The following is a 26,129-nucleotide window of genomic DNA, read 5'->3' as shown; positions in this document are numbered from 1 at the left end:
GAGTTGCCCTATGGCCGAGATCAAACCGCATGCCGCGCATTGGGGCAGCTTCGATGCCGTCGTGGAGAATGGCCGCGTCACTGGCGTGCGTCCTTTTGCCCGTGACCCTTCGCCGAGCACGCTGATCCAGTCCATGCCGGACGCCGTGCATGCCCGCACGCGCATCGACCGGCCTTATGTCCGTGCCGGCTGGCTGCGGGGGGAGCGCCGGGGTTCGCTGCGGGGCGGGGATAGCTTCGTGCCGGTCTCCTGGGACCAGGCCACGCGGCTGGTGGCGGAGGAGACAGGGCGGGTGCGCGCCGAGTTCGGCCATGCCTCCATCCTGGGCGGCTCCTATGGCTGGTCCTCGGCCGGGCGCTTCCATCATGCGCGCAGCCAGTTGCAGCGCTTCCTGGGCCTGGGCGGCGGCTTCACCACGCAGGTTACGAACTACTCCTATGGCGCCGGCATGACGCTGATGCCGCATATCCTCGGCACCAACGACGTCATTCAGGGCAAGGTGACGGACTGGCCCAGCATCGTGAAGCACACGAAGCTGATGCTGTGCTTCGGCGGGCTGCCCCTGAAGAATGCCTTGATCACGGCGGGCGGCGCCGGCGCGCATGAATACGTGCCCTGGCTGCGTCAGGTGGCGGCGGCGGGCGTGCGCTTCGTCAATATCTCGCCCTTCCGGGGCGATGCGCCGGATTTCCTTCAGGCGGAATGGGTGCCCATCCGCCCCAATACCGATACGGCGCTGATCCTTGGCATGGCGCATGCCATGCTGGCGGCAGGGCTGGAAGACCGGGGCTTCCTGTCCACCCACTGCGCGGGTTGGGAGAAGCTGCGCCCCTATATCCTGGGCGAGAGCGACGGCACGCCCAAGACGCCGGAATGGGCCGAGGCCATCACCGAGGTCCCCGCCGCCACCATCGGCCGACTGGCGCTGGAAGCTGCCGGCCTGCCCACCATGCTGACCGCCACCTGGTCCCTCCAGCGCGCCGAACATGGGGAGCAGCCCTGGTGGATGCTGGTGGCGCTGGCTTCCATGCTGGGCGGCATTGGCAAGCCGGGGCAGGGGGTGGTCTTCGGCTATGGCAGCATGAACGGCATGGGCACGCCGCGCCTGAACCTGCCTTCCGTTTCCATGCCGGCCACCCGCAATCCCGTCGGCACCGCCATCCCTGTCTCCCGCGTCACGGAGCTGTTGGAGCGGCCGGGGGAGGTGCTGCAATACAACGGCCGCCATATCCCGCTGCCCGATATCCGCATGATCTGGTGGGCCGGCGGCAATCCCTTCCACCACCACCAGGACCTCAACCGCCTGCTGCGCGGCTGGTGCCGCGCCGACACCGTGGTGGTGCAGGAACCCTGGTGGACCGCCCCCGCCCGCCACGCCGATATCGTGCTGCCGGCGACGACGACGCTGGAGCGGAACGACATCGGCTCCTCTTCCTCCGACCGCTTCGTGCGGGCGATGCACCAGGCCATTCCGCCGCAGGCCCAGGCGCGCAACGACCACGACATGCTGGCCGACATCGCGGAGGCCCTGGGCTTCCGCGACCGCTTCACCGAGCAGCGTGACGAGAATGCCTGGCTGCGCCACCTCTACGGACGCTGGCGCACCGCCTGCACCCGCATCGGCTTCGACGCGCCGGATTTCGACCGCTTCTGGGCCGAGGGCTATGTCGAGACGCCGCCGCCCGAGGAGGATTTCGTCCTCTTCTCCGACTTCGCGCGGGATCCGGCGGCGCATCCACTGAACACGCCCTCCGGCAAGGTGGAGCTGTTTTCGGAGACCATCGCCGGCTTCGGCTATGCCGAGATCGGCGGGCATCCGCGCTGGCAGGCGCCGTCCGAGTATCTCGGTGCCAGCGCGGCGGCGCGCTTCCCGCTGCACCTGCTGTCCTATCAGCCGGCGACACGCCTGCATGGGCAGCTCGACCAGGGGCGCGTGGCCGCCGCCAGCAAGATCCAGGGCCGCGAGCCCATCCTGATGCACCCGGCGGATGCCGCCGCACGGGGCCTCTCGGATGGCGATGTGGTGCGCGTCTTCAACGACCGTGGCGCCTGCCTCGGCGGGCTGCGGCTCGATGAGGGCATTCGCGCCGGCGTCGTCGCCATGGCCACCGGGGCATGGTGGGACCCTGCCGGGGATGGCCTGGATCGCCACGGCAACCCCAATGTCCTGACGCAGGATGTCGGCACCTCCCGCCTGGGCCAGGGCTGCGCCGCGCAGTCCTGCCTGGTGCAGGTGGAGCGCTTCACGGCCGCCTTGCCCGAGGTCACCGTCTTCACTCCGCCCGCCATTGCCGAGGAGGCAGCCTGATGCTCCACCGCCGCAGCCTCCTGGCCACTGCCGCCATCCTGCCGCTGCTGCCCCTGGCGGCGCAGGCGCAGGTGACGACACTGGACATTCCCCCGCGCGCCATGCCGCTGAAGCCGGATGATACGGTGGCGCCCGGCTATCGCCGCACCGTGCTGCTGCGCTGGGGCGACCGTGTCACCTTCGACGCGCCGGAATGGAACCCGCGCCGGCCTACCGCCCAGGCGGCCGCCAGCCAGTTCGGCTGGGATGCCCGCATCTGCGCCCTGGTGCCGGCGCCGCCCGCCACGGATGGCGTGGCGCGCGCCATTCTGGCGGTGGCGCATCCCACCGTGGACCCCGCCATGGCCTTCCCCGACGGGCGGGATCATCCGACGGTGGCGGCGATGACGCAGGGCGCCTCCCTGCTCAACATGGAGAAGCAGGGCGGGCGCTGGATCGTGGTCGATGGCGGCTACCAGTCCCGCCGGCTGACGGCCGATACGCTCTGCCGCATCACAGGCCCTGCCGCCGAGGCGGTGGGCGATACCGTCCAGGGCCTGCTCGGCATCTCCGGCGGCTGCGCCACGCCCTGGGGCACGCTGCTGCTGGGCGAGGACGATCCGGCGCCCTGGCTGACCCGCCTGCGCGACCTGCACCCGCGCTTCAACGAAGGCACGCGCTTCGGCTGGATGGTGGAGCTGGACCCGCTGGACCCGCAGTCCATTCCCGCCAAGCGCAGCGCCCTGGCCCGCTTTCCGCGTGGCGATGCGGCGGCGGCACTGACGGCGGATGGCCGCGCGGTGGTCTATATGACGGACCGCCGCGCCTTCGGTTACCTTTTCCGCTTCATCTCGGCCGGCCCGGCCGCTGCGCCGGATGCGCTGGATGCGGGCACCCTGTCGGTGGCGCGCCTGGATGGGCGGGGCCTCGCCTGGGCTGCCCTGCCCAGCGGCGCCGAGACCACGCTGAACCCGCTGGCGGCTGCCAGCCAGGCCGCTGCCGTGGCCTTCGATGTGCCTTCGGGCCTCGCGATCGACCCACGTTCCGGGCGGCTTTACCTGGCCTGCCGTGGCAATGCCGCCCGGCGGCCGGAGCAGGTGGATGCCCTGAATCCGCTGGCCGGCAGCAGCAGTGGCCATGTAGTGGAGATCATCCCCGCCGGCGGCGACCACGGGGCGGAGACCGCGGCGGCCAGCCTGCTGCTGGTCGGGGGGCAGCCTCCGGCGCGCTTCGCGACGCTTGGCAGTGCCTGGCCGGATGCGCCGACGACCTTGGCGGTGGATGGGCGCGGGCGCCTCTGGATCGGCACCGACCACGCCGGGCGCATCGGGCAGGCGCCGGATGCGCTTTACGGCTGCGATACCGACGGGCCTGGGCGCGGGCTGCCCCTGCCGATCTATGGCGCACCCTTCGGGGCCGGTATCGGCGGCGCGGCCTTCAGCCCGGATGGGCAGGCGCTGTTCAGCGTGGCGCGCGCGCCGGGGGCCAATCCGGGTTCCGATTACGCCCGCCCCGGCACCCGCTGGCCACAGTTCGACCCGGCCGTGCCGCCGCGCAGCACCCTGATGTCCTTTGCGCGGGAGAATGGCGGCCCCGTGGGCGGCTGAGGTGGTTCCGCGCGGCCGCAGGCGGTTGCGCGGCGCCAGCCTGGCCCTGACACTGTCCTCCCATCCAAGCCGGGAACCGATGGACCTGATGCCTTCCGACCACCTGGGCGCGGTACTGGACGCGCCTGTACCGCCTGTTTCCACTGACGAAGTGACATCGCTGGCCCGCGCGCATTTCGGGCTGGAGGCGGTGGCGACGCCGCTGACCGGCGAGCGGGACCGTAACTTCCATCTGCGGGCCGCGGATGGCGGCGAATACGTGCTCAAGGTGGTCCATCCCGCCGAGGACGCGGACGTGACCGATTTCCAGGGCCAGGCGCTGCTGCATCTGGCGGAAGCGGACCCCAGCCTGCCGGTGCCGCGCGCCCGGCTGCCCCTGGCGGTGCCCTACGAGGTGCCGGGGCAGCCCCTGCGGCTGGTGCGCGTCTATTCCTGGCTGCCGGGGCGGCCGTTGCATCTCGCGGCGTCCAGCGCGGCACAGCGGCGCAACCTCGGCACGTTGCTGGCGCGGCTGGACCTGGCGCTGCAAGGCTTCAGCCATCCCGCGCAGCATCATGTGCTGCTCTGGGACATCCAGCACGCCGCCCGCGCGCGGGGGCTGCTGGCGGCCATTGAGGACCCCGCCCGCCGCGCCATCCCGGAGCGCCTGCTGGATGTGTTCGAGCAGAAGGCGCTGCCGGTGATGCGGAACCTGCGGAAGCAGGTGATCCACAACGACTTCAACCCGCACAATGTGCTGGCCGATGCGGTGGAGGATGCGCGCATCGCCGGCGTCATCGACTTCGGCGACATGGTGCATGCGCCGCTGGTGCAGGACCTCGCCACCGCCTGCGCCTACCACGTCCCGCCGGAGGGCCATCCGCTGGAAGGGCCGGCGGAGATGGCCGCCGCCTTCCATGCCGTCTGCCCGCTGCTGCCGGAGGAGTTGGATATCCTCTTCGACCTGATCGCGGTGCGCGGCGTCATCAGCGTCGCCATCAGCGGCTGGCGCGCGCGGCTGCAGCCGGAGAATGCGGCCTATATCCTCCGCAATGCGCCACGTTCCTGGACCGGGCTGGAGCGCCTGGCCGCCATCCCGCGCGACGAAGCCCGCGCCATCTTCCACGCCGCCTGCGCAAGGACCACTGCCCCGTGAGCATGATCAATGCCTTCGATGCCAAGGCCACCAATGGCATCGCCCCGCGTGAGCAGGAACTGATCGCGCGGCGGCAGAAGCTGCTGGGCCCGGCCTACCGACTGTTCTACGCCAACCCGGTGCATGTCGTGCGGGGCGAGGGGGTCTGGCTCTACGATCCGGACGGCAACGCTTACCTCGATGTTTACAACAACGTCGCCAGCGTCGGGCACTGCCACCCCCATGTGGTGGCGGCGCTGTCGCGGCAGGCGGCGGTGCTGAACACGCACACCCGCTACCTGAACGACACCATCCTCGATTATGCCGAGAAGCTGCTGGGCTATTTCCCGCCCGAGCTGAGCCACGTGATGTTCACCTGCACCGGCAGCGAGGCCAATGACCTGGCCTATCGCGCCGCCCGCAGCTTCACCGGCGGCACCGGCATGATCGTGACGCGGCTGGCCTATCACGGCGTCACCGTGGCGATCTCGGAAATGTCGCCCTCGCTGGGGGATGGCATCACCCTGGGCGCGCATGTGCGCACGGTGCCGGCGCCCGACCTGTACCGCGCCAATGGCCAGGATGTCGGGGAGGCCTTCGGCCGCGCCGTGCGCGAAGCCATCGCCGACATGGCGGCCCATGGCATCCGCCCCGCCGCGCTGCTGGTGGACACCATCTTCTCCAGCGACGGCGTCTTCTCCGACCCGCCGGGCTTCCTGCAGCCGGCGGTGGCGGCGATCCGCGAGGCCGGCGGGCTCTTCATCGCGGATGAGGTCCAGCCCGGCTTCGGCCGCACCGGTGAGGCCATGTGGGGCTTCATGCGCCACGGCGTGCTGCCGGACATGGTTACCATGGGCAAGCCCATGGGTAACGGCCACCCCATCGCCGCCATGGTCGCCAGGCCGGAAATCCTGGAGCGCTTCGGGGAGCGCACGCGCTACTTCAACACCTTCGGCGGCAACCCGGTCTCCTGCGCCGTGGGGCAGGCGGTGCTGGAGGTGATCGAGAACGAAGGCATCGTGGAAAACGCCCGGGATGTCGGCGCCTATCTGCGCGAGGGGTTGCGCAGCCTCGCCCAGCGCCACGAGGCCATTGGCGACATTCGCGGCGCCGGGCTCTTCATCGGCGTGGAACTGGTGCGCGACCGTGCCACGCGGGAGCCGGATGGCGAGATCACGGCCAAGCTGGTGAACGGCCTGAGGGAACGCCGCATCCTGATCAGCGCCGCCGGGCCGCATGCCAATGTGCTGAAGATCCGCCCGCCGCTGGTCTTCCAGCGGGAACATGCGGACCGCTTCCTGGAAGGCGTGGACGCGGTGCTCGGCGAGATCGGCTGAGGCTGCCGGCGGCGTTTCGTAGCGCCGCCGCAACACCCGGATTGAGGAGAACAAAAAGGGTTCACACGCCGCTTGACGGTAGTGTTCTCTTTATGTTCATGTTCTTCCCATGCCGCAGGAACCTGCCTTCTCCCTCGCTACTCCCCCGCTGCGGCAGCGGCCGCACTGGCCGCCCCGCGCCTCTTGGCAGGTGGCGCGGGCATCGCCGCTCCGCCGCCTCTGGCTGGCGCTGCTGAACCTTCGCCTCCATCCGCTGCTGCGGGAGGGCATGGTAGGCGGCATCATCGGCATCCTGGCCGGCTGGGTCATAGCCTGGGCCGCGCTCTGGCTGACGGCCTAGCTTACGCCTTTTTCATGGAACAAGGTCGCTACAGCCGCGTTGGCGCTAGGCAACGATCACATGATGAGGTGGATGTGCTGAGACGTCGCCTATTGTTCCAACTCGCAGCGACTCTCGGGCTGGCTGGCGCCGCGACCGTCGCCGCCCCTGGCGAGGCGGAGGCCCAGCCGCCCCCGCCCTACCGTTACCGCAGTCGTCGCCGCCCCTGGCGCAGGCCGCCGCCCCCTCCGCCACCACGCAGCCGCCGCCGCCGGCGTTATCCGCCGCCGCCGCCACCACGCCGCTGGTGAGGCATATGGTTCCGGCTCAGGCCGGAACCGTTCCAGGAAGGCGCAGGCGGTCTGGCATGGCCGCCAGCGCCGCTTCCTCGACATTGGCGAAGGCCAGGCGCAGGTGCCGTTCCTGCCCTGGGCCGAAGAAGGGGCCGGGCAGGGTCAGCAGGCCGTGTTCGCTGCCGAGGATTTCGGCGGCCCGGGTGGCATCCGGCGCCTGGCTCGGCAGCCGCAGATACGCGAAATAGGTTCCCAGTGCATCGATGCGCCATTCCGGCGCCTGCTGCATGGCGTTGCGGAAGGCCACCGCGCGCCCTTGCATGATGCCGCGATTGGCCAACCGCCACTCCCGCAACGCCGGCACGGCCCAGGCCAGTGCCGCCTGCGCTGTGCGGGGCGGGCAGATCTGCATGGTGTCCACCAGCTTCAGCAATTCGGTGCGGAATGCGCCGCCACCCAGGATGGCGCCAACACGGTGCCCCGGGATGCAGTAGGACTTGGCAAAGGAATACAACTGCACCACGCCATCCCGCCATTCCGGGTCCTGGAACAGGTCGTGCGGCGGGCAGGCGTCTTCGGGCAGGAAGTCGCGGTAGGTTTCGTCCAGCACCAGCCAGATGCCCTTGCGGCGGCAGGTGGCGGCGATGCGCGCGATGACCTCACGCGGGTAGATGGCACCCGTGGGGTTGTTGGGGCTGACCAGGACCACCGCGCGCACCTGTGGCGTCAGCGCCGCCTCCAGGCGCTCCGGGTCCGGCACGAAGCCGTCCTCGGCACTGGTTTCGAAGGGCATGGCGTCGATGCCCAGCAGTTCCAGCGCCATGCGGTGGTTGAAGTACCAGGGCGTCGGCAGCAGCACGGCGTCGCCGGTGCCGGCCAGAACCGTCATGGCCATGGTGAAGGCCAGGTTGCATCCGGCGGTGATGGTCACGTCCCCGGCGCCGACCTGCGCGCCGTAGAAGGCGGAGACATCCGCCGCCAGGGCTTCGCGCAACGGCAGGTCGCCGTCGATGGCACCATAGCCGGCACAGGCGCGGCTGCCGGCGGCACTGGCCAGCCGCTCCAGCATCTCGGGATGCGGCGGATAGCCGGGGACCGCCTGGGTCAGGTCGATCATCGGCCCGGCACCGCCCTGGTAGCGGGCGGCCCAGGCGCGGGCGGCGGGGATGGGGGGCGCGCCGGTGGCGGCAACGCGGCGCGAAAGGCGGAAGCTGGGCATGATGGCAGGCAAGGTGGCACAGGCTAGTCGGACTCACCAGCCGGTCGCCCGGTGACATGCCGCCAATGATGCCAGAGCAGCCGTGCGGCCAGCGAGCGCCACGGGCTCCAGCCTTCCGCCATCAGCGTCAGCGCGCGCGGGCTGGGCCGCTCGGGCAGGCCCTTCAGATGCGCCAGCGCGGCGGCCAGCGCCACGTCACCATGCGGGAAGACATCCGGCCGCGCCTCGGCGAAGAGCAGATGGACCTGCGCCGTCCAGGGGCCGAGCCCACGCTGGGCGGCGAGATGCGCGACCGCCTCGGCATCCTCCATGCTGCCCAGGGTATCGAGCCGCAGCGTTCCGTCCAGGGCCGCGGCGGCCAGGGAGCGCAGATGCGCCACCTTGGGACGCGAAAGGCCGGCGGCCCGGAACTGCTCATCCGTCAGCCCCAGGGCTCCTGCGGGCTCCAGCGCCCCAGGCAGGGCGGCGAAGCGGCGCCAGATGGCCTCGGCGGCCTGGTTGCTGATCTGCTGCCCCAGCACCGTCCGCACCAGCCCGGCAAAACCACGCGGGCGCCAGCGCCAGGGCAGGGGTCCGGCGGCGGGTTCGATGCAGGCGAAGTCGGGGTCCAGGGCGCAGAGGGCCTCGATTCCCGGCCGGAACCAGGGCGGCGGGGTCGCCACGCTCATGCGGCATCTGCCGAATTGCAACGAAGGGAAACGAAGCACATGGCGGCAAAAGCCTGTAACAATGGCTGACGGCGTTGATGCCATATCATTGCTATGGTCGAAGTCATGGAACCGCCTCCGCATATCCTTGTTGTCGATGACGACCGGGAAATCCGCGATCTGCTGTCGAAATTCCTCGAACGGCAATCCTGCCGCGTCACCGCCGCGCGCGATGCGCGGGAGGCGCGCCGCCTCTGGCCGCTCGGCCGCTACCACCTGGTGGTGCTGGACCTGATGCTGCCGGGCGAGTCCGGGCTGGATTTCGCCCGTTGGCTCCGCAGCCAGTCCGATGTGCCCATCGTGATGCTGACGGCGATGAGCGAGGAAACCGACCGCATCGTCGGGCTGGAACTGGGGGCGGACGATTATGTCGCCAAGCCCTTCAACCCGCGTGAGCTGCTGGCGCGCATCCGCGCCGTGCTGCGCCGCGCCAGCGGCGAGAGCGGCAGCAATCAGGAGCCGCCGCCCAAGGCCATCCGCTTCGCCGGCTGGACGCTGGAACCCGCCCGCCGCCGTCTGCTGAACCCGGATGGGGTGGAGGTGCCCCTGACGGGCGGCGAATACGAGCTGCTGATGGTGCTGGTGGAGCGCCCCAACCGCGTGCTGACGCGTGACATGTTGATGGACCTGCTGCGCGGACGGCAGGCCGGGCCTTTCGACCGTGCCATCGATGTCGCTGTCTCCCGCCTGCGGCGGAAGCTGGAGGATGACGGGCGCAACCCCAGCCTGATCAAGACGGTGCGGGGTGGCGGCTATGTCCTGGCGGCGACGGTGGACAAGACTTCAGAGCGGCTGGAAGGCACGGCTGGGTGAGCCAACCATGATGCGGCAGCTCCTGCCGCGCAGTCTGGCTGGCCGTACCGCCGTCTTTCTGACCTTGGCGCTGATGCTGGTGCAGGCGGCGGGGCTGACCATTCATGCCCTGGACCGGGTGGACCTGCAGCGCCTCGGCGTTTCGCGCGAGATCAGCGCGCGTGCCTTCGGCATCTGGCGCACGGTGATGCTGGCGCCGCCGGACCGGCGCGAATCCATGCTCTTCGACATCGAGCTGCCGGATGGGTTGGCCGCTGATCTTTCCGACATGCCCGCCGTGCGGCCCGGCATGCCGCGTGCGCCACTGGCGCTGGTGCGGCTGTTTCAGCTCGACCTGATCGCCTCCAGCCCGCCGCGCTTCCGCCCGCGTGAGGCGCTGGTGGCCAGTGGCCCGCGCCCCGGCATGCTGGTGGTGGCCATGCGCCTGCCGGATGGCCCCTGGCTGAACATGTGGCTGACGCTGCCGCCGCCGCGCCCCTGGCATTCCGAAACCTTCCTGATCGCCTTCATGCTGATGACCGGCGCCGCCTTGGCGCTGATCCTCTGGGCAACGCGGCGGCTGGTGCGGCCAGTTTCCGCCCTGGCGCATGCGGCCGACCGGCTGGGGCGTGACGTCAATGCGCCGCCGCTGCCCGAGGTCGGGCCCAGCGAGGTCGTCACCGCCGCCAGGGCCTTCAACACCATGGCCGAACGCATCCGCCGCTTTGTCGGGGACCGCACGCAGATGCTGGCGGCCATCGGCCACGACCTGCGCACGCCCATCACCCGCCTGCGGCTGCGGGCCGAATTCCTGGACGACGACGAGCAGCGCCGCAAGATGCTGGCCGATCTCGACGAGATGGAGGCCATGGTGAATGCCACCCTGGCCTTTGCCCGCGACGATTCCGCTACCGAGCCTTCGGTGGCACTGGACCTCGCCGCGCTATGCCGGACTGTGCTGGACGAGGCCGCCGATGCTCGGCCGGAACTGCCGCCGGAAGCCATTTCCTACGAAGGGCCGGACAGGCTGCGGATTCGCGGCCGCCCGATCGCCCTGAAGCGGGCGCTGGCGAACCTCGTCGCCAATGCGTTGAACTACGCCGGCATGGCCCGCGTGGTGATCGACGCCCCTTCCCACGGCATCCTGACGCTGCGGGTGGAGGACGAAGGCGAGGGTATTCCCGAGGAGTCGCTGGAAGCGGTGTTCCAGCCCTTCCGGCGCCTGGAAGTCAGCCGCAACCGGGAAACCGGCGGCACCGGCCTGGGGCTGCCGATTGCCCGCAACATCCTGCGCGCGCATGGCGGCGACGTGGTGCTGCGGAACCGGCCGGAAGGCGGGCTGGCGGCGGTGGTGACCCTGCCGGTCTAGGAAGGGAAGGGGCGGGCCTGGACTTTCGTGGCATGGCCATGGACCGCGCTCTCGCCTGTGGGGGCGCGGCCCCGATGGTAGTGCCGCTGCCAGCCCTGCGCCTGGGCCTCGCTGCCCGGTTGCTTCAGGGCGGCATTGAAGCCGTTCCGGGACTGCCGCCAGCCGTGATGGGCCGCATACAGCGCTGGGTCCTCCGCCAAGGGGCGGGCTTCCGGCTGCATGGCCGCGAGAAGATCGCGCGGCACCGGGAAGAAAAAGCAGATGGGTTCGCCGGCGGTGAAGCGCACCGGGTGGTGCGGGCGGGTGAAGCGCCAGTTCATGGTGAAGGTCATGGGCGCCCAATCGGTTTCCACCACGCCGGAGAGGGGGGCGATGCCATCCTTCAGCGCATTGGGCGGGCCTGAAACCCAGAGGTTCAGCCCGGGCGGGGTGCGCAGCAGGGCATTGACGTGGAAGGTCAGGATGCCGGCGCCGAAATGGCTGACGGGCGGCGAGACCGCATCGCCCACGAAGTGCAGCGCGATGTCGCCGGGCTGATCGCCGCCATTCCAGGTAGCGTCGAAGGTGCTTTCACCCAGCACCACCCAGCCATGGCTATTGGCGATGGTCAGTGGCAGGCAGCGATAGGCGAAGCCCTGCGGCGAGGCATCCATCCATTCTCGCCGCACAGGGGCGGGCTCGATCGGCGGCAGGGGCCTGTCGAGCGTATAGGCGATCAGCCGCCGGTCCGGTGCATCCACGGCCATTCTGGCCTCCCTCCGAAGCATGGAGGGAGGCTAGCGGCCTTGGTTTAACAGAGCGTGAAGGCCTCAGGCCGCCGCGCCCATCTCCTGCCGCACCAGGCTGACCCAGTAGCCGATGCCGAAGGGAATGGCGTCGTCGTTGAAGTTGTAGGTCGGCGTATGCAGGCCCTCGGACGTCGCGCCACCGGCGCCCTGGCCCATGAACATGAAGGCACCCGGGCGTGCCTCAAGCATGAAGGCGAAGTCCTCGCCGCCGGTGGTCGGGGGGGCATTGGAATCAACCTTGCCGTCGCCCACCAGGGCGCCGGCGGCGGCAACGGCGATGGAGGTCTGCTCCGCGTGGTTCACCAGCGCGGTGGTGCCGCGATGGTATTCCGGCTCCGCCGTGCAGCCGAAATTGGCGGCGATGCCGTGCGCCAGCTCAGCGATGCGGCGTTCCAGCAGGTCCCGCACCGCCGGCACGTAGGAGCGCGCGGTGCCGCCGATCCGCATCACGGACGGCATGACATTGGTGGAGCCGAAGGAGCCACCCTCGATGGCGCCGACGCTGATCACGGCGGAATCCACGGCGGCGACATTGCGGCTGACCACCGTCTGCAGCGCCATCACGAACTGCGCCAGCACGATGGTGACATCGGTGGAAAGGTGCGGCGTGGCGCCGCCATGGCCGCCGGTGCCGCGGAAGGTCACTTCCCAGCGGTCGCTGGCCGCCATCGCCGGGCCGGGGCGGGTGGAGAAAAGGCCCAGCGGCATGCCCGGCTCATTGTGCAGACCATAGACCGCATCGACCGGGAAGCGTTCGAAGAGCTTGTCCTTCAGCATGGCGACGGCGCCGCCACGGCCTTCCTCGGCCGGCTGGAAGATGAAATGGACAGTGCCGCCGAAATCCGGGTTCTGCGCCAGGTACTTGGCCGCGCCCAGCAGCATGGTGGTGTGGCCGTCATGCCCGCAGGCATGCATCTTGCCGCCATGTGTGGAGGCATAGGGCAGGCCTGTCGCCTCGTTGATCAGCAGCGCATCCATGTCGGCGCGCAGGCCGATGGCGCGCTGGCCAGGCAGGCGGCCCTTCAGCGTCGCCACCACGCCATACTTGCCGATACCTTCCTCCACCTGCAGCCCGTATTCCCGCAGCTTGGCGGCGACGAGGGCGGAGGTCCGCTCCTCCTCCATGCCGATTTCCGGGTGGGCGTGGATATCCTGACGGATGGCAGCCAGTTCAGGCTGCATCCCGCGCAGGGTGGAGAGCAGGGTCTCGTCCATGAGAAGCGTCCTTGTCGGATCAGGCGGCGGCGGCGCGCATGCGGGCCAGGGCTTCGCCCTTGCCCAGGGCGAAGAGCACGGCATCAATGGGAGGGGACTGCGTGCTGCCGGTCAATGCCGCCCGCAGCGGCTGCGCCACGGCACCCAGCTTCAGCCCCTTCACTTCCGCATAATCGCGCAGCCACTTGTCCAGGTCAGCGCGCTCCCAGGGGGCTTCCTCCAGGAAGGAAGCGATGTCGAGCAGCCGCTCCTTCGCCTCGGGCGTCAGTTGCGCCTGGGCCTTGGGCTCGAAGGTCAGCGGAATGCTGGCCACCGCGAAGCCGCACATGTCGGCGGCCTCGATCAGCGTCCGGGCACGCGGCTGCACATCCGGCATCAGCGCCCGCACCGTGGTCACGGCGCCTTCCGGCAGCGGGCCGCGTTCGCGCAGGATGGACAGCACATCGCCGGCCACCGCGTCGGAATCCTTCTGCCGCAGATACAGCGCGTTGAGATGCGTCAGCTTCGCGTAATCCATGCGGGAGGCGGCGCGGCCGACATCCTTCAGGTCAAAGAGCTCGATGGCGCGCTCACGCGGCACGAATTCCTCGTCGCCATGGCCCCAGCCGAGGCGCAGCAGGTAGTTGCAGACAGCCTCCGGCAGAAAGCCCTGGTCGCGGAATTCCAGCGCCCCAACGGCGCCGTGGCGCTTGGAGAGCTTGGCGCCATCGGCGCCATGGATCAGCGGGATATGTGCGAAATGGGGGCGCCGCCAGCCCATCGCGTCATAGACCATGACCTGCCGGAAGGTGTTGGTCAGGTGGTCGTCGCCACGGATGACATGGGTGATGTCCATGTCGTGGTCATCCACCACCACGGCGTGCAGATAGGTCGGCGTGCCATCCGAACGCAGGATGATCATGTCATCCAGCTCGGTGTTCTTCACCCGCACCTCGCCCTGCACGAGGTCGTGGATCACCGTCTCGCCCTCACGCGGCGCCTTGATGCGGATCACGGGCTTCACGCCCGCCGGCGCCTCGGCCGGGTCGCGGTCGCGCCAGCGGCCGTCATAGCGGGGCGGGCGGCCTTCCTTGGCGGCCGTCTCGCGCATCTCGGCCAGTTCCTCCGGGGTGCAGAAGCACTGGTAGGCCTTGCCCACCGCCAGCAGCTCCCGCGCCACCTCGGCATGGCGGGCTTCCCGCGCGCTCTGCATCACCGGCGGCTCGTCCGGCGAAAGGCCGAGCCAGTCCAGGCTCTTGATGATCTGGTCCACCGCTTCCTGGGTGCTGCGCGCCTTATCGGTGTCCTCGATCCGCAGCAGGTACTGGCCGCCATGGTGGCGGGCGAAGAGGAAGTTGAAGAGCGCGGTACGTGCTCCCCCGATGTGCAGATACCCGGTCGGGGAGGGGGCGAAGCGGGTGCGGACTGTCATGGCGCGGCCAGATTCCTTCAAGCCGCGGGGCTTGCCGCCACGGCTCGCGAGATTTCCTAGGAACCACCGCTTCTACCACGCCGCCCCCCTGCTGTAGAGTGCGCGTGGAGGTTGAGAAGCCATGCGTACATTGAACGCGCAGCGCATCCCGCCAGTGTCACTGGCTTGGGTTGGCGGTGTGGCGGCTCATCTTCCCGGCCTTGCCTTCCTCCGCAGGCTCTCGCTGACGCTCCAAGGTGGGCTGGCGACGGAATGGCAGCGCCTGCCGCTCTGGCTGCCTGTCGCCATGGGCAGCGGCATCCTGCTGTATTTCAGCTTGCGGCATGAGCCTGACCTGTCGGCGCTCTGGCTGGCTGCGGCGCTGATACTGGCGGCGGTGCTGCTGGCAAGCCGACGCCCGCTGGCAGCCTGGACCCTGGCCATGGGGGGCGTGGCGGCGCTTGGCTTCGGCGTGGCTGCCTGGCAGACCCAGCGGCTGCCCCCCATCATCGACCTGCCCAACAAGGCTATGGTGGTTGAAGGCGTGGTCGAAGCGGTGGACCCGCTGCCGGAAGGGGTGCGGGTGAAACTGACCCGGCCGCGCCTGTCCGGGGATGGCCCGGAACTTCAGCGCAACCTCCGCATCCGCCTGCGCAAGAAGGACCCGCTGGTGCCGGTGCCGGGCGACCGCCTGCGAATACGCTCCCTGGTGCGAGAGCCGGCGCCGCCCGCCTTTCCTGGTGGCTGGGACTTCCAGCGTGGTGCCTACTTCCAGGGCCTTGGCGGCTCCGGCTTCGCCATCGGCCCGGCGGAAAGGCTCGGGGAGCCGCTGCCCGCATCGCCCTTCGCGCAGCTGCGCGGCGCGATCGGGGCGCGAATCGGCGCAGAGATCCCGGCAGGTTCCGGCGCCGTCTCGGCGGCGCTGCTGACCGGATCGCAAAGCGCCATTCCGGAACCCGATATGGCAGCGATGCGGGATTCAGGACTGGCGCATCTGCTCTCGGTGTCCGGCCTGCATATCGCCATCGTCATGGGGCTGACCTTCGGCACGGTGCGGTTCCTGCTGGCGCTGCTGCCCTGGCTGGCATTGCGCTGCGACGGCAAGGCCGTGGCGGCCCCCTGCAGCCTTGTCATCGGGCTGGGCTACGTGCTGCTGACCGGCTCCCAGGTGCCGATGCTGCGCAGCTTCGCCATGGCGGTGCTGGTGACACTGGGCATTCTGTTGGGACGACGGGCCTTGTCGCTCCGCGCGCTGGCGGTCGCCGCCGTGGCGGTGCTGCTGATGCAGCCGGAGGCTGTCACCGGACCCTCCTTCCAGATGAGTTTCGCGGCGGTGATGGTGCTGATCGCCGGCAACGAATGGACGGGGCCATTCATGGCCCGGTGGCGCGCCCGCAAGGAGTGGTGGCGAAAGCCCGTGCTCATGCTGCTGGGGTTGACGCTGACCTCCATCCTGGCCGGGCTGGCGACGACGCCCTATGGCCTGCACCACTTCGGGCGGCTGCAGATCTATGGCGTGGTGGCCAATGCCCTGGCGATTCCATTGACCTCGGTGCTGGTCATGCCCGCCGGCATGGTGGCCCTGGCGCTCATGCCCTTCGGGTTGGAAGGCCTGGCCCTTGCCCCGATGGGCCGGGGGGTTGATGGCATTCTCTGGGTTGCTCATACCGTCGCCGGGTGGCCGGGCGCTGCCCTGGCCGCCGCGCCGACGCCATCGTGGGGCCTGGGGCTGACGAGCCTCGGCATGCTGTGGCTCTGCCTCTGGCAGCAACAATGGCGGCTGCTCGGCCTGCCGCTGATGCTGGCAGGCAGCCTCTCAGCGGCCTGGGTGGCACCGCCTGACATCCTGGTCTCGGACGATGCGCGGTTGATCGCCTTTCACGCCCCGCAGGGCGTGTATCTGCAACGCGGCAGCGGTGCATCCTCCCTGGTGCGGGAAAGCTGGCTTCGCAGCTGGGCGGAGGAAGGCGCCATTCCAGTTCCACTCCAGGGCCAAACGCCGGATGGCGTGCTGGACTGCACCGCAACGGTTTGCCGCTTCCAGCCACGCCCCGATGGTCCGGTGGCACTTCTGCTCCGAAGCGTGAAAGCACGCGGCAGGGAAGCATCGCCGGCCATCCAGGCAGCGCCGCATTGCGGCGAGGCGGTGCTCATGCTGTCGCCGGAGCCCATCCGCGGCCGCTGCCGTGGTGCCGCTGAAGTGGACCGCTTCACCGTCTGGCGGAACGGCCCCCATGCCATCTGGCTCGAAGCAGGGGGGCCAAGGATCGTCTCGGACCGCGACTGGCGCGGACGGCGGCCCTGGGTGCCGCCGCCGCCACGGGCCGCCTGGGAGCAGCCGGCCGCTCAGTAGCGGCGCAGCAGCCCGACCAGCTTGCCCTGCACCTTGACGCGGTCCGGGCCGAAGATGCGCGTCTCATAGGCCGGGTTGGCGGCTTCCAGCGCGATGGAATTGCGGTTGCGGCGCAGCTTCTTCAGCGTCACTTCGCTGTCGTCCACCAGCGCCACGACCACGTCGCCATTCTCGGCGACCTCGCCCCGGCGGATGATGACGGTGTCGCCATCCAGGATGCCGACGCCCGTCATGGAATCGCCGGCCACCTCAAGCGCGTAATGCTCGCCCGAGGCCAGCAGCGCGGCGGGCACCTCGACGCTGCTGCCCTGGTCGCGCAGCGCCTCGATCGGCAAGCCGGCGGCGATGCGGCCATAAAGGGGCAGGTGGACCGCAGCGGCATCTGCCGCAGCCTTCTGCACGCCGGAAAGGTTCGGCGCGAAATTGCCGCGGATGACATTGGTAGGGAAGCTGGGGGCAGGGGCGCTGGCGGGTGCCGTGCGCGCGCTGGCCTCGGCGGAACGCGGCGCCACGCTATCCGGCAGGCGCAGCACTTCCAGCGCCCGCGCACGATGCGCGCGGCGCTTGAGGAAGCCACGTTCTTCCAGCGCGGTGATCAGGCGGTGGATGCCGGACTTCGAGCGCAGCTTCAGCGCTTCCTTCATCTCCTCGAACGAGGGGGAGAATCCGGTGTCGCGCAGGTGCCGGTCTATGAACATCAGCAGCTCGTGCTGCTTGCGCGTCAGCATGTGGAGACCTTCCCTTGAAACGGAGCCGGCCTGCGAACAAACCGGAAACTGTCTCAAATGTTCTACGGAAGTTCTCCTGGCCCGGTCAACCTATATTCAGCGACTTAAAGCCCAAGATCCGCCAATATGATGATCTCCACGGTTGAACCGGCTTCCAGCGGCGGCGCATGTGGGGCGCGCAGCAGCAGGGCCTCGGCCCTTGCCATGGTCTTCAGCATGGAACTGTCCTGGGTTTCGAAGGGCGTGACGGCCCGGCGGCCTTCCGCATCCATGGAAAGGGTCGCGCGCAGGTAATCGGCACGGCGGTCGTTTTCACCCAAGGGCGCACCCAGCTTGGCCCGGCGCAACGGTGCTGCCAGATCAGGCCGCCCGCCCAGCGCGGCGATGGCGGGCCAGAGGAACACAATGCCGCAGACCAGGCTGGACACCGGGTTGCCCGGCAGGCCGAGGAGCGGCGTATCGCCCAGCCGGCCCCAGATCAGCGGCTTGCCCGGCCGCATGGCGATCTTCCAGAAATCCAGCGCGAAGCCTTCCGGCCCAAGTGCCCGCTGCACCAGGTCGTGTTCGCCAACGCTGGCGCCGCCGGCGGTCACCAGCAGGTCGCAGCCGCGGGCGCCTCGTGCCGCCGCGGCGATGGCCGAAACATCGTCCCGCGCGATGGGCAGCACAAGCGGCACGCCGCCGGCACTGCGCACCAGCGCCGCCAGCGCATGGGCATTGGAGGACACAATGCCGCCGGGTGCCACCGGGTCGCCGGGCAGGGAGATCTCGTCGCCCGTGGCCAGGATGCCGATGCGCGGCGCGCGATGCACGCTCAGCCAGGGATGATTGCCGGCGGCCGCGAGGCCGATGTCCCGCGCTGTCAGCCGGCGGCCGGCGGGGAGCAGTTCCTCGCCTTCCCGGAAGTCCAGCCCGGCACGGCGAATCCAGCGGCCGGTCCGCACCGTCTCGGTGACAACCACGCTGTCGCCGCTGGCCCGCGCATCTTCCTGCAACAGAATGGCGTCTGCGCCTGCCGGCACCACGGCGCCGGTGAAGATACGCACCGCTTCGCCCGCACCAACGGCGCCGGCGAAGGGATGCCCGGCCGGGGCGGCGCCGATCAGGCGAAGCTCGGCGCCCTCCACAGCATCGGCCGCCCGCACCGCGTAGCCATCCATGGCCGAGACATCGGCGGGGGGCTGGGTCAGGCGGGCATGCACCGGCGCGGCCAGCACCCGGTTCCAGGCTTCGGAAAGGGCGACGGTCTCGGCGCCCACAGGTTGCAGCGCGCCGAGGATGCGGGCGCGGGCCTCCTCGACAGACAGCATCAGGGCGCTTCCCAGAGCCCTGACTTGCCGCCTTCCTTGCGGACCAGCCGCACGCCCTCCACCCGCATGCCGCGGTCGATGGCCTTGCACATGTCATAGACCGTCAGGGCGGCGACGCTGACGGCGGTCAGCGCCTCCATCTCCACGCCTGTCTGGCCGGTGGTCTTGGCGGTGGCCTCGATCTCCACCGCGTCCGGCGCCACCGGCACCAGGTCCACCTTCACGGAAGAAAGCGGCAAGGGGTGGCAAAGCGGGATCAGCTCGGCGGTGCGCTTGGCACCCATGATGCCGGCCAGCCGCGCCACCCCCAGAACATCACCCTTGCCGATGCCGCCCTGCCGGATGGTCTCCAGCGTCGCCGGCGCCATCACCACCCGCCCGCGCGCGATGGCGATGCGGGTGGTGGAAGGCTTGGCCGAGACATCGACCATGACGGCCTTGCCCTCGGCATCGAAGTGGGTGAGGCCGCTTTCGCCGGACATTCAGGCCTCGACCATGGCGCGGGCGGCGGCGGTCAGGTCCGGCTGCCGCAGCAGGTGCTCGCCCACCAGGATGCAGCGGGCGCCGACATTCGCCATCCGGCGCACGTCCTCGGGGTTGCGCAGGCCGCTCTCCGCCACGGGAATCCGGTCGGCGGGGACGCTGGGCACCAGCCGCTCGGCGGTCGCGAGATCGGTGCGGAGGGAGCGCAGGTTGCGGTTGTTGATGCCGATCAGGCGGGTGTTGAGGCCCAGCGCGCGCTCCAGCTCGCGCTCATCATGCACCTCGGCCAGCACGGACATGTCCAGGCTGCGCGCCACATCCTCCAGCTCATTCGCCTGGGCGTCGGAAAGCGCGGCGAGGATCAGCAGGATGCAGTCAGCGCCCATGGTACGGGATTCGAAGACCTGCCAGGGGTCGATCATGAAGTCCTTGCGCAGCACCGGCAGCTTGCAGGCCTTGCGGGCCTCGGCCAGATGCTCCGGCGCCCCCTGGAAATAGGGCGCATCGGTGAGGACCGAGAGGCAGGATGCCCCGGCGGCCTCGTATTCCCGGGCGATGGTCGCGGGTTCGAACGGGTCGCGGATCAACCCGCCGGAGGGCGAGGCGCGCTTCACTTCCGCGATCAGCCCGATGCGCCCTTCCGCCACGGCGTTGCACAAGGCGCCGGTGAAGTCGCGCGGCTTGTCGGCGTCGCGGGCCAGGCGCTCCATCTCATCCAGCGGCGTGGCGGCGGAGCGGGTGCGAACCTCGGCCTCCTTGTCAGCCAGGATGCGGAGCAAAGTGTCGGACAGGACAGGGGCGTTCATCGGGGTGCTCTTTCCCGCGCGGGCAAGGGCGCGGCGTCGAATTCAGGGAAGGCCATCAGGCGGCGGGCACGGCGCTGGTGGCGGCGCGCAGCCGCTCCAGCACATCCAGGGCCGCGCCCTCGTCGATGGCGCGTGCCGCGCGGCTGGCCGCGGCACGCAGATCGGTCTCCACCCCGGCCACCACAAGGGCGGCGGCGGCGTTCAGCAGCACGCAGTCCCGGTAGGCGCCAGGCGTGCCGCGCAGCAGCGCCAGCAGCGCCACAGCGTTCTCGGCCGGCGTGCCGCCGAGCAGTGCCTCGGTGGGCGCGCGCGGCAGGCCGGCATCCTCCGGGGTGATGGTGAATTCGCGGATGCTGCCATCCTTCACCTCCACCACATCGCTGGGGCCAGCCAGCGTCAGCTCGTCCAGACCCTGGCCATGCACCAGCCAGGCATGCTCGGTGCCGGTGCGGGCCAGCGTCTCCGCCATGGGGCGCAGCCAGCGGGTGGCAAAGGCGCCCGTCATCTGGCGCTTCACCCGTGCCGGGCTGGTCAGCGGGCCCAGCAGGTTGAAGATGGTGCGGGTGGCAAGTTCCACGCGCGGGCCGGCCGCGTGCCGCAGCGCCGCGTGGTGCCGCGGCGCCGCCAGGAAGACCATGCCGACGCGCTTCAGCACCTGCGCCAGCGCCGGGATCGGCATGTCCAGGTTGATGTCCAGCGCCGACAGCACGTCCGAGGCCCCGGACTTCGAGGACAGCGCCCGGTTGCCATGCTTGGCCACCGGCACGCCGCAGCCCGCCACCACGAAGGAGGCGGCGGTCGAGATATTCAGCGTGCCCATGCCGTCACCGCCCGTGCCGACCAGATCGATGGCGCCGGGCGGCGCCTCGATGGCCGTCATGCGCGCCCGCATGGCCCGCACCGCGCCGGTCATCTCGGCCACGGTTTCGCCCCGCACGCGCATCGCCATCAGCAGGCCGGCGATCTGCGCGGGCGTGGCCTCGCCCTCCATGATGATGCCGAAGGCCTCCTGGGCCTCGTCCTCGCTCAGCGTCTCGCCCAGCGCCAACCGCGCCAGGATGGGCTTCAGAGACATCATGCCGCCCTGTTGCGGGCGGGCAGGGCGGCACCGGCCATGGTCAGGAAGTTGCGCAGGATGTCATGGCCATGCTGGCTGGCGATGCTTTCCGGGTGGAACTGAACGCCCCAGATGGGCAGGTCCCGGTGCGCGAGGCCCATGATCAGGCCATCCTCGGTCCAGGCAGTGGCTTCCAGCGCCTCGGGCAGGCCTTCACGCCGCACCACCAGCGAATGGTAGCGGGTGGCGCGGAAGGGGTCGGGCAGGCCGGCGAAGAGATCGGTGTTCCGGTGCCGCATCTCCCAGACCTTGCCATGGATCGGGGTCGGCGCCCGCTCCACCACGCCGCCGAAGGCCTGCCCGATGGCTTGGTGGCCGAGGCAGACGCCCATCAGCGGCGTGCGCGTGGCGGCGGCCGCCTCGATCAACGGCAGGCAGATACCCGCTTCATTGGGCGTGCAGGGGCCGGGGGACAGCAGGATAGCTTCCGGCTTCAGGTCCAGCGCTTCCTGCACCGTGAGGGAGTCGTTCCGCCGCACCTCGATCTGCGCGCCGAGGTCGCCGAGGAAGTGGTACAGGTTGAAGGTGAAGCTGTCGTAGTTGTCGATCAGCAGGATCATGGCCGGGGTTCCTTGGGGCTGAGGGGCAGGGCGGTCGCGGCAGGGCTCATCGCCCGCCGGCGGCAAAGCGCACCGCCTCCTCCGCCGCGCGCACCAGCCCGCGTGCCTTGGCTTTCGTTTCCTCGTATTCCGCCACCGGGTCGGAATCCGCCACCACGCCGCAGCCGGCCTGGATGTGCATGACGCCATCCTTCACCAGCGCCGTGCGCAGCGCGATGCAGGTGTCCATGCTGCCATCGGCGCCGAAATAGCCGATGCCGCCGGCGTAAAGGCCGCGCCGGGACGGCTCCAGCTCCTCGATGATCTGCATGGCCCGCACCTTCGGCGCGCCGGAGAGCGTGCCGGCCGGGAAGCCGGCGGACAGCGCGTCCAGCGCCGTCAGCCCGTCCCGAAGCTGGCCGCGCACCTCGCTGGCGATGTGCATAACCTGGCTGTAGCGCTCGATGTTGAAGCTCTGCGTCACCTTCACGGTGCCGATCTCCGACACCCGGCCCACGTCGTTGCGGCCGAGGTCGAGCAGCATCAGGTGTTCGGCGCGCTCCTTCTCATCGGCCAGAAGCTCGACTTCCAGCGCCTTGTCCTGCTCCGGCGTCGCGCCGCGCGGGCGGGTTCCGGCGAGGGGGCGTACCGTCACCTCGCCATCCCGCAGCCGCACCAGGATCTCCGGGCTGGCGGCCACCGCCGCGTAGCCGCCGAAGTCGAAATACACCAGGAAGGGCGCCGGGTTGATCCGCCGCAGCGCCCGGTAGAGCGCGAAGGGCGGCAGCGCGAATGGGATCGAGAAGCGCTGGCTGGGCACGACCTGGAAGCAGTCGCCGGCCCGGATGTATTCCTTGGCCCGCTCCACGACGGAGACGAATTCCTCCTTGCTGAAGTTGGAGGAAGGCTCGGCCAGCGGCGGCAGACGCGCGGGCGGCGCCGGGCGCGGCACCGGGCGGTCCAGCGCGGCCTCGGCCTCATCCAGCCGCGCCTGGGCGGCGTCCCAGGCGGCCTGGGGGTCCGCACCGGGCCAGACCGGGGTGATCAGCGTCAGCGTGTCCCGCACATGGTCGAAGGCCAGCACCAGCGTCGGGCGGATCATCACCGCTTCCGGAATGCCGATGACATCGGGCTTCAGGCTCGGCAGCACTTCCATGTGCCGCACCATGTCGTAGCCGAGATAGCCGAAGAGGCCGGCGCCGATCGGCGGCAGCCCGGCCGGCACCGGCAGGCGGCTGGCCTCGATCTGCTCGGCCAGGCTCTCCATCACCGGCTTGTCCACCGGCTCGAAGGCATGGGGGGCGGAAAGGGCGTGCCGGTTGATCTCGGCGCGGCCGTCGCGGCAGCGCCAGATCAGGTCGGGCGCCATGCCGATGGCGGAATAGCGGCCGCGCGCGGCACCGCCCTCGACGCTTTCGAAGAGGAAAGCGTTGGGGCGGCCTTCCGCCAGCTTCAGGAAGGTTCCGACAGGGGTGTCCAGGTCCGCCACTCTCTCCCGCCACAGCACCTGCCCCTGGCCGGCGGCGAGGCCGGCAGCGAAGGTGGCGAAGTCGAGGTTGCGGTGGACGTTCATCGGGCGGAAACCTGTCCCATCATGGTTGGGTTGATCGTAACTTTGGCGTTGCGACGCAGCGCCTCAAGGTACTGGGCCTCAAGGTCGCCGAGCATGGCCTGCTCGACTTCCGAGCGGACCCGGCCGAGGCCGAGCGGATCGGCATCGGGATTGACGCGGACAATGTCCACGACCTGACCGACGGCGAAGCCATCGGCGGTTTCGGCCATGGTCGCCTCATTGGGCGCCGTGGCGAAGAGGGGCGCCAGCAGTTCCGGCGGCGGGCTGTTCGCGCCCTGCTGGTCCGGCTCACGCGAGAAGGGGCCGACGCGGCGGGCGGTGAGGCCGGCCTCACGCGCCGCGTCCTGCAGGCTCTTGCCGCCCTTGACGGCGCCGAGCAGCGCGGCCGCGCGCTCTTCCTGGCTGCGACGGCGGGCATCCTGCATCCAGGCGGCGCGGACCTGGTCCTCCACCTGCTCGAAAGGCTTCAGCGCGGCGGGGATCACTTCCTGAAGGTCGAAAGCGAAGAGGCCGACCTGGCCGGCCTCGGCGAGCCGTGGAGCCTGCCCCGGCTCGGCGGCGAAGATGGCGCGCAGGGCGACATCCCGGCCGCTGGCGTCCAGATGCAGGTCGGCAGGCTTGCCGTCCTGGGTCTGGCCGCGCGCGTCGATCGTCACCTTCTCGACCGGCAGCCCGAAGCGCTGGCCGACTTCCTCCAGCGTCGCGCCGCCGGCCAGGGCGTCCTCGACCTCATTGGCACGCTCGTAGGCGAGGTCGGCCGCCTTTTCGCGGCGAAGGTCGTCCGCCACCTGCTCGCGCACCTCCTCGAAGCTCCGCGCATGGCCCGGCTCGATGCCGGTCACCTTCAGCACATGCCAGCCGAAGGGGGTCTGTACCGGGTCGCTGACACCATCGGCGCCCAGGGCGAAGGCGGCATCGGCCAGTTCCGGCACCGGCACGGAGGAACGGTCCAGCGTGCCGAGCGTCAGCGCTTGGCCGCCACCGGCCTGCGCCTCCCGCTCGATATCGGCGAAGCTGGCGCCGCCGCGCCAGTCGGCGGCGATCTTCTCGGCGGCCTCGCGGCTCTGCATCACCGCCTGTTCCAGCGTACGGCGCTCCGGCGTCTCGAACTGTGCGCGGTGGGCCTCGAAGGTGGCGCGCAGGTCCTGCTCGCTGGGCTGCACCTCGGCCGCCACCGTGGCGGGGGAAAGGGTCGCCACCGTCACGCGGCGGTATTCCGGCGCGGAGAAGCGCTCGGGATTATTCTCATGGAAGCGGCGGAGCTGCGCTTCGTCGGGTGCCGCGGGCTCCGGCGCGTCGGAAAGCGGCAGCGTAGCCACCTCGGCCACGCGGCGCTCGCCCTGCCACATCAGCAGCGGCTTGGTCAGCGCATCCGGCCCGGCGGCGCCGGCGCGCACCGCGCCCACCAGTTGCTGCCGCTGCAGGTCGGCGCGCAGCAGCGCCAGGAATTCGGGCTCCGACAGGCCGTTGTTGCGCAGGAACTGGTCCAGCAGCAGGCGGCTGAAGCGGCCGTCCGTGCCCTGGAAGGCCGGGATGCTCCAGACATAGTTCTGCACGGCCTGGTCGGGCGCCACGACGCCGAGGCGCTCGGCCTCCTGCCGCTGCACCCGGTCCATGATCAGGTTCTCCACCGCGCGGCGCGCCACCTGCTGCGACATCTGCGGGGTGATCTCGAAGGAGCTGCCCACCTGGCGCTGGATGCGCGCGATCTCCCGCCGCGTGGCGAGCTGCGCCTCGGGCAGTTCGATGGCCTCGTCATTCACCCGGGCCACCGCGTTGTCGGTGCCGAATTTCCGCACGACATCCTCGATGCCCCAGATCCCGAAGGACAGGATCAGCAGCAGGAAGAGAGCCTTGGCAAACCAGGTGCCGGCCAGCCGGCGCATCGCAGTGAGCATCGTATTCCGCGCAAAGAGGAAAGTGTGGCGGACCATAGGGAAAAGGGGGGCAGTTGCCAAACGCCACGGCCACGGGTAGCGGCTTGGACAACGATTTGTCGAAGAGGAAGGCCTGGATGACCCCTGGTGTGCGCCCCCTGATCGCGGGTAACTGGAAGATGCATGGAACCCTGGCTTCGGCCCGGGAACTGGCTGCGGGCGTCGCCGCGGGGGCTGCCCCCGCCGCCGATCTGCTGGTCTGCCCGCCCTTTCCGCACCTTTCCGCCGTCGCCGAGGCGCTGGGCCGCAGCGCCGTCGCGCTCGGCGCGCAGGACTGCCATGCCCAGCCGAAGGGCGCACATACCGGTGATGTCTCGGCCCCCATGCTGGCGGACCTGGGTTGCCGCTTCGTGATCCTGGGCCATTCCGAGCGCCGTGCCGACCATGGCGAGAGCGATGCCGTCGTGCTGGCCAAGGCCGAGGCCGCGCTGGCTGCCGGCCTGACCCCGGTGGTCTGCGTGGGCGAGAGCGAGGCACAGCGTCTGGCCGGGGAGGCCGAGGCGGTCGTGGCCGCGCAACTGGCCGGCAGCCTGCCGGAAGGCTTTGCCAGCGCCGGCGGCGTGGTGGCCTATGAGCCTGTCTGGGCCATCGGCACCGGCCGCACCCCGACCGAATCCGACATCGCCGCCATGCATGCCCGGATCCGCCAGGAACTGGAAGGCCGCTTCGGCGGCGCCGGCGGCACGCTGCGTATCCTCTATGGCGGCTCGGTGAAGCCGGGGAATGCCAAGGCCATCCTGGCGCTGCCGCATGTCGATGGCGCGCTGGTGGGTGGCGCCAGCCTGGTGGCTGCCGACTTCCTGGGCATCGCGGCGGCTGCCTGAGGCAGGGTTGCGCCGGGTCAGG

The 26,129-nt window shown here is 70.2% G+C and carries 22 protein-coding genes; 9 read left to right on the top strand and 13 right to left on the bottom strand.

Going from position 1 to position 26,129, the window contains the following annotated elements; all coding sequences use genetic code 11:
* Positions 1–10 precede the first annotated feature (10 nt).
* The 5 genes from EBE87_RS08035 (at position 11) to EBE87_RS08015 (ending at position 6,685) form a co-directional block, all read left to right on the top strand.
* The gene (locus tag EBE87_RS08035) at positions 11–2,308 is read left to right on the top strand and encodes a molybdopterin-dependent oxidoreductase (protein ID WP_120636702.1); all 2,298 of its coding nucleotides are present in this window, start codon (positions 11–13) and stop codon (positions 2,306–2,308) included.
* Positions 2,308–3,894, top strand: coding sequence for a PhoX family protein (locus EBE87_RS08030; RefSeq protein WP_120636701.1), 1,587 nt, complete (start codon positions 2,308–2,310; stop codon positions 3,892–3,894). Before EBE87_RS08035 ends, EBE87_RS08030 begins: the two co-directional genes overlap by 1 nt.
* 79 nt (positions 3,895–3,973) lie before the next feature.
* Positions 3,974–5,029, top strand: a complete 1,056-nt coding sequence (locus EBE87_RS08025) for a phosphotransferase (RefSeq protein ID WP_120636747.1) — start codon at positions 3,974–3,976, stop codon at positions 5,027–5,029.
* A gap of 2 nt (positions 5,030–5,031) precedes the next feature.
* Positions 5,032–6,345, top strand: coding sequence for an aspartate aminotransferase family protein (locus tag EBE87_RS08020; protein WP_120636700.1), 1,314 nt, complete (start codon positions 5,032–5,034; stop codon positions 6,343–6,345).
* A 109-nt stretch (positions 6,346–6,454) separates the two neighbouring features.
* Positions 6,455–6,685 (top strand): hypothetical protein, encoded by a 231-nt coding sequence (locus EBE87_RS08015; protein ID WP_120636699.1) that lies wholly within the window; start codon positions 6,455–6,457, stop codon positions 6,683–6,685.
* A gap of 306 nt (positions 6,686–6,991) precedes the next feature.
* Here EBE87_RS08015 and EBE87_RS08010 read toward each other — a convergent pair whose 3' ends face one another.
* Together EBE87_RS08010 and EBE87_RS08005 are read right to left on the bottom strand one after the other, a co-directional pair.
* Positions 6,992–8,176 (bottom strand): aminotransferase, encoded by a 1,185-nt coding sequence (locus EBE87_RS08010; RefSeq protein WP_120636746.1) that lies wholly within the window; start codon positions 8,174–8,176, stop codon positions 6,992–6,994.
* A 23-nt stretch (positions 8,177–8,199) separates the two neighbouring features.
* Positions 8,200–8,844 carry a DNA-3-methyladenine glycosylase family protein gene (locus EBE87_RS08005; RefSeq protein WP_158600801.1) on the bottom strand — a complete coding sequence of 215 codons (645 nt, stop codon included), beginning with the start codon at positions 8,842–8,844 and terminating at the stop codon, positions 8,200–8,202.
* A 105-nt stretch (positions 8,845–8,949) separates the two neighbouring features.
* On the opposite strand from EBE87_RS08005, the gene EBE87_RS08000 reads away from it, so the two are divergent.
* Complete coding sequence (locus EBE87_RS08000; protein ID WP_120636697.1) at positions 8,950–9,696, top strand: response regulator; 747 nt, start codon at positions 8,950–8,952, stop codon at positions 9,694–9,696.
* A gap of 7 nt (positions 9,697–9,703) precedes the next feature.
* A complete protein-coding gene (locus EBE87_RS07995; protein ID WP_120636696.1) occupies positions 9,704–11,044 on the top strand; it encodes an ATP-binding protein in 1,341 nt (446 codons plus the stop codon).
* Here EBE87_RS07995 and EBE87_RS07990 read toward each other — a convergent pair.
* The 3 genes from EBE87_RS07990 to gltX form a co-directional block, all read right to left on the bottom strand.
* On the bottom strand, positions 11,041–11,790 hold the full coding sequence (locus tag EBE87_RS07990; protein ID WP_120636695.1) for a DUF6065 family protein: 750 nt from the start codon (positions 11,788–11,790) through the stop codon (positions 11,041–11,043). The genes EBE87_RS07995 and EBE87_RS07990 overlap by 4 nt on opposite strands.
* Positions 11,791–11,853: 63 nt before the next feature.
* Positions 11,854–13,047 carry a M20 aminoacylase family protein gene (locus EBE87_RS07985; RefSeq protein WP_120636694.1) on the bottom strand — a complete coding sequence of 398 codons (1,194 nt, stop codon included), beginning with the start codon at positions 13,045–13,047 and terminating at the stop codon, positions 11,854–11,856.
* Between the two features lie 19 nt (positions 13,048–13,066).
* Positions 13,067–14,458 carry a glutamate--tRNA ligase gene (gltX, locus tag EBE87_RS07980; protein WP_120636693.1) on the bottom strand — a complete coding sequence of 464 codons (1,392 nt, stop codon included), beginning with the start codon at positions 14,456–14,458 and terminating at the stop codon, positions 13,067–13,069.
* A 121-nt stretch (positions 14,459–14,579) separates the two neighbouring features.
* On the opposite strand from gltX, the gene EBE87_RS07975 reads away from it, so the two are divergent.
* Entirely contained in the window at positions 14,580–16,790 is a 2,211-nt protein-coding gene (locus EBE87_RS07975; RefSeq protein ID WP_120636692.1) for a ComEC/Rec2 family competence protein, read from the top strand.
* On the opposite strand, the gene lexA is transcribed toward EBE87_RS07975, so the two are convergent.
* From lexA to EBE87_RS07935, 8 genes are all read right to left on the bottom strand, one after another.
* A complete protein-coding gene (lexA, locus tag EBE87_RS07970; RefSeq protein ID WP_120636691.1) occupies positions 16,784–17,518 on the bottom strand; it encodes a transcriptional repressor LexA in 735 nt (244 codons plus the stop codon). The genes EBE87_RS07975 and lexA overlap by 7 nt on opposite strands.
* 104 nt (positions 17,519–17,622) lie before the next feature.
* Complete coding sequence (locus EBE87_RS07965; RefSeq protein WP_120636690.1) at positions 17,623–18,828, bottom strand: molybdopterin molybdotransferase MoeA; 1,206 nt, start codon at positions 18,826–18,828, stop codon at positions 17,623–17,625.
* Entirely contained in the window at positions 18,828–19,310 is a 483-nt protein-coding gene (gene moaC, locus EBE87_RS07960) for a cyclic pyranopterin monophosphate synthase MoaC (protein ID WP_120636689.1), read from the bottom strand. The genes EBE87_RS07965 and moaC overlap by 1 nt, the downstream gene beginning before the upstream one ends.
* Positions 19,311–20,117 (bottom strand): indole-3-glycerol phosphate synthase TrpC, encoded by an 807-nt coding sequence (gene trpC / locus EBE87_RS07955; protein ID WP_120636688.1) that lies wholly within the window; start codon positions 20,115–20,117, stop codon positions 19,311–19,313.
* Between the two features lie 55 nt (positions 20,118–20,172).
* A complete protein-coding gene (gene trpD, locus EBE87_RS07950) occupies positions 20,173–21,195 on the bottom strand; it encodes an anthranilate phosphoribosyltransferase (protein WP_120636687.1) in 1,023 nt (340 codons plus the stop codon).
* Entirely contained in the window at positions 21,192–21,794 is a 603-nt protein-coding gene (locus EBE87_RS07945) for an anthranilate synthase component II (RefSeq protein ID WP_120636686.1), read from the bottom strand. Before EBE87_RS07945 ends, trpD begins: the two co-directional genes overlap by 4 nt.
* Before the next feature lie 46 nt (positions 21,795–21,840).
* Positions 21,841–23,346, bottom strand: a complete 1,506-nt coding sequence (gene trpE, locus EBE87_RS07940; protein WP_122139948.1) for an anthranilate synthase component I — start codon at positions 23,344–23,346, stop codon at positions 21,841–21,843.
* The gene (locus tag EBE87_RS07935; protein WP_158600784.1) at positions 23,343–25,244 is read right to left on the bottom strand and encodes a peptidylprolyl isomerase; all 1,902 of its coding nucleotides are present in this window, start codon (positions 25,242–25,244) and stop codon (positions 23,343–23,345) included. The genes trpE and EBE87_RS07935 overlap by 4 nt, the downstream gene beginning before the upstream one ends.
* A gap of 128 nt (positions 25,245–25,372) precedes the next feature.
* On the opposite strand from EBE87_RS07935, the gene tpiA reads away from it, so the two are divergent.
* On the top strand, positions 25,373–26,107 hold the full coding sequence (gene tpiA / locus EBE87_RS07930) for a triose-phosphate isomerase (RefSeq protein WP_199707048.1): 735 nt from the start codon (positions 25,373–25,375) through the stop codon (positions 26,105–26,107).
* Positions 26,108–26,129 lie beyond the last annotated feature (22 nt).

Origin of the sequence: Teichococcus wenyumeiae (assembly GCF_003696345.1) — a bacterium.
Classification (GTDB): domain Bacteria; phylum Pseudomonadota; class Alphaproteobacteria; order Acetobacterales; family Acetobacteraceae; genus Pseudoroseomonas; species Pseudoroseomonas wenyumeiae.
This window is presented reverse-complemented; position numbering and strand designations above follow the sequence as displayed.

What these genes read in the sequence shown, in the direction of transcription:
- EBE87_RS08035 (WP_120636702.1), top strand. Translation starts at nt 11, where the DNA reads ATGGCCGAGATCAAACCGCATGCCGCGCATTGGGGCAGCTTCGATGCC.
- EBE87_RS08030 (WP_120636701.1), top strand. Translation starts at nt 2,308, where the DNA reads ATGCTCCACCGCCGCAGCCTCCTGGCCACTGCCGCCATCCTGCCGCTG.
- EBE87_RS08025 (WP_120636747.1), top strand. Translation starts at nt 3,974, where the DNA reads ATGGACCTGATGCCTTCCGACCACCTGGGCGCGGTACTGGACGCGCCT.
- EBE87_RS08020 (WP_120636700.1), top strand. Translation starts at nt 5,032, where the DNA reads ATGATCAATGCCTTCGATGCCAAGGCCACCAATGGCATCGCCCCGCGT.
- EBE87_RS08015 (WP_120636699.1), top strand. Translation starts at nt 6,455, where the DNA reads ATGCCGCAGGAACCTGCCTTCTCCCTCGCTACTCCCCCGCTGCGGCAG.
- EBE87_RS08010 (WP_120636746.1), bottom strand. Translation starts at nt 8,176, where the DNA reads ATGCCCAGCTTCCGCCTTTCGCGCCGCGTTGCCGCCACCGGCGCGCCC.
- EBE87_RS08005 (WP_158600801.1), bottom strand. Translation starts at nt 8,844, where the DNA reads ATGAGCGTGGCGACCCCGCCGCCCTGGTTCCGGCCGGGAATCGAGGCC.
- EBE87_RS08000 (WP_120636697.1), top strand. Translation starts at nt 8,950, where the DNA reads ATGGAACCGCCTCCGCATATCCTTGTTGTCGATGACGACCGGGAAATC.
- EBE87_RS07995 (WP_120636696.1), top strand. Translation starts at nt 9,704, where the DNA reads ATGATGCGGCAGCTCCTGCCGCGCAGTCTGGCTGGCCGTACCGCCGTC.
- EBE87_RS07990 (WP_120636695.1), bottom strand. Translation starts at nt 11,790, where the DNA reads ATGGCCGTGGATGCACCGGACCGGCGGCTGATCGCCTATACGCTCGAC.
- EBE87_RS07985 (WP_120636694.1), bottom strand. Translation starts at nt 13,047, where the DNA reads ATGGACGAGACCCTGCTCTCCACCCTGCGCGGGATGCAGCCTGAACTG.
- gltX (WP_120636693.1), bottom strand. Translation starts at nt 14,458, where the DNA reads ATGACAGTCCGCACCCGCTTCGCCCCCTCCCCGACCGGGTATCTGCAC.
- EBE87_RS07975 (WP_120636692.1), top strand. Translation starts at nt 14,580, where the DNA reads ATGCGTACATTGAACGCGCAGCGCATCCCGCCAGTGTCACTGGCTTGG.
- lexA (WP_120636691.1), bottom strand. Translation starts at nt 17,518, where the DNA reads ATGCTGACGCGCAAGCAGCACGAGCTGCTGATGTTCATAGACCGGCAC.
- EBE87_RS07965 (WP_120636690.1), bottom strand. Translation starts at nt 18,828, where the DNA reads ATGCTGTCTGTCGAGGAGGCCCGCGCCCGCATCCTCGGCGCGCTGCAA.
- moaC (WP_120636689.1), bottom strand. Translation starts at nt 19,310, where the DNA reads ATGTCCGGCGAAAGCGGCCTCACCCACTTCGATGCCGAGGGCAAGGCC.
- trpC (WP_120636688.1), bottom strand. Translation starts at nt 20,117, where the DNA reads ATGAACGCCCCTGTCCTGTCCGACACTTTGCTCCGCATCCTGGCTGAC.
- trpD (WP_120636687.1), bottom strand. Translation starts at nt 21,195, where the DNA reads ATGATGTCTCTGAAGCCCATCCTGGCGCGGTTGGCGCTGGGCGAGACG.
- EBE87_RS07945 (WP_120636686.1), bottom strand. Translation starts at nt 21,794, where the DNA reads ATGATCCTGCTGATCGACAACTACGACAGCTTCACCTTCAACCTGTAC.
- trpE (WP_122139948.1), bottom strand. Translation starts at nt 23,346, where the DNA reads ATGAACGTCCACCGCAACCTCGACTTCGCCACCTTCGCTGCCGGCCTC.
- EBE87_RS07935 (WP_158600784.1), bottom strand. Translation starts at nt 25,244, where the DNA reads ATGCTCACTGCGATGCGCCGGCTGGCCGGCACCTGGTTTGCCAAGGCT.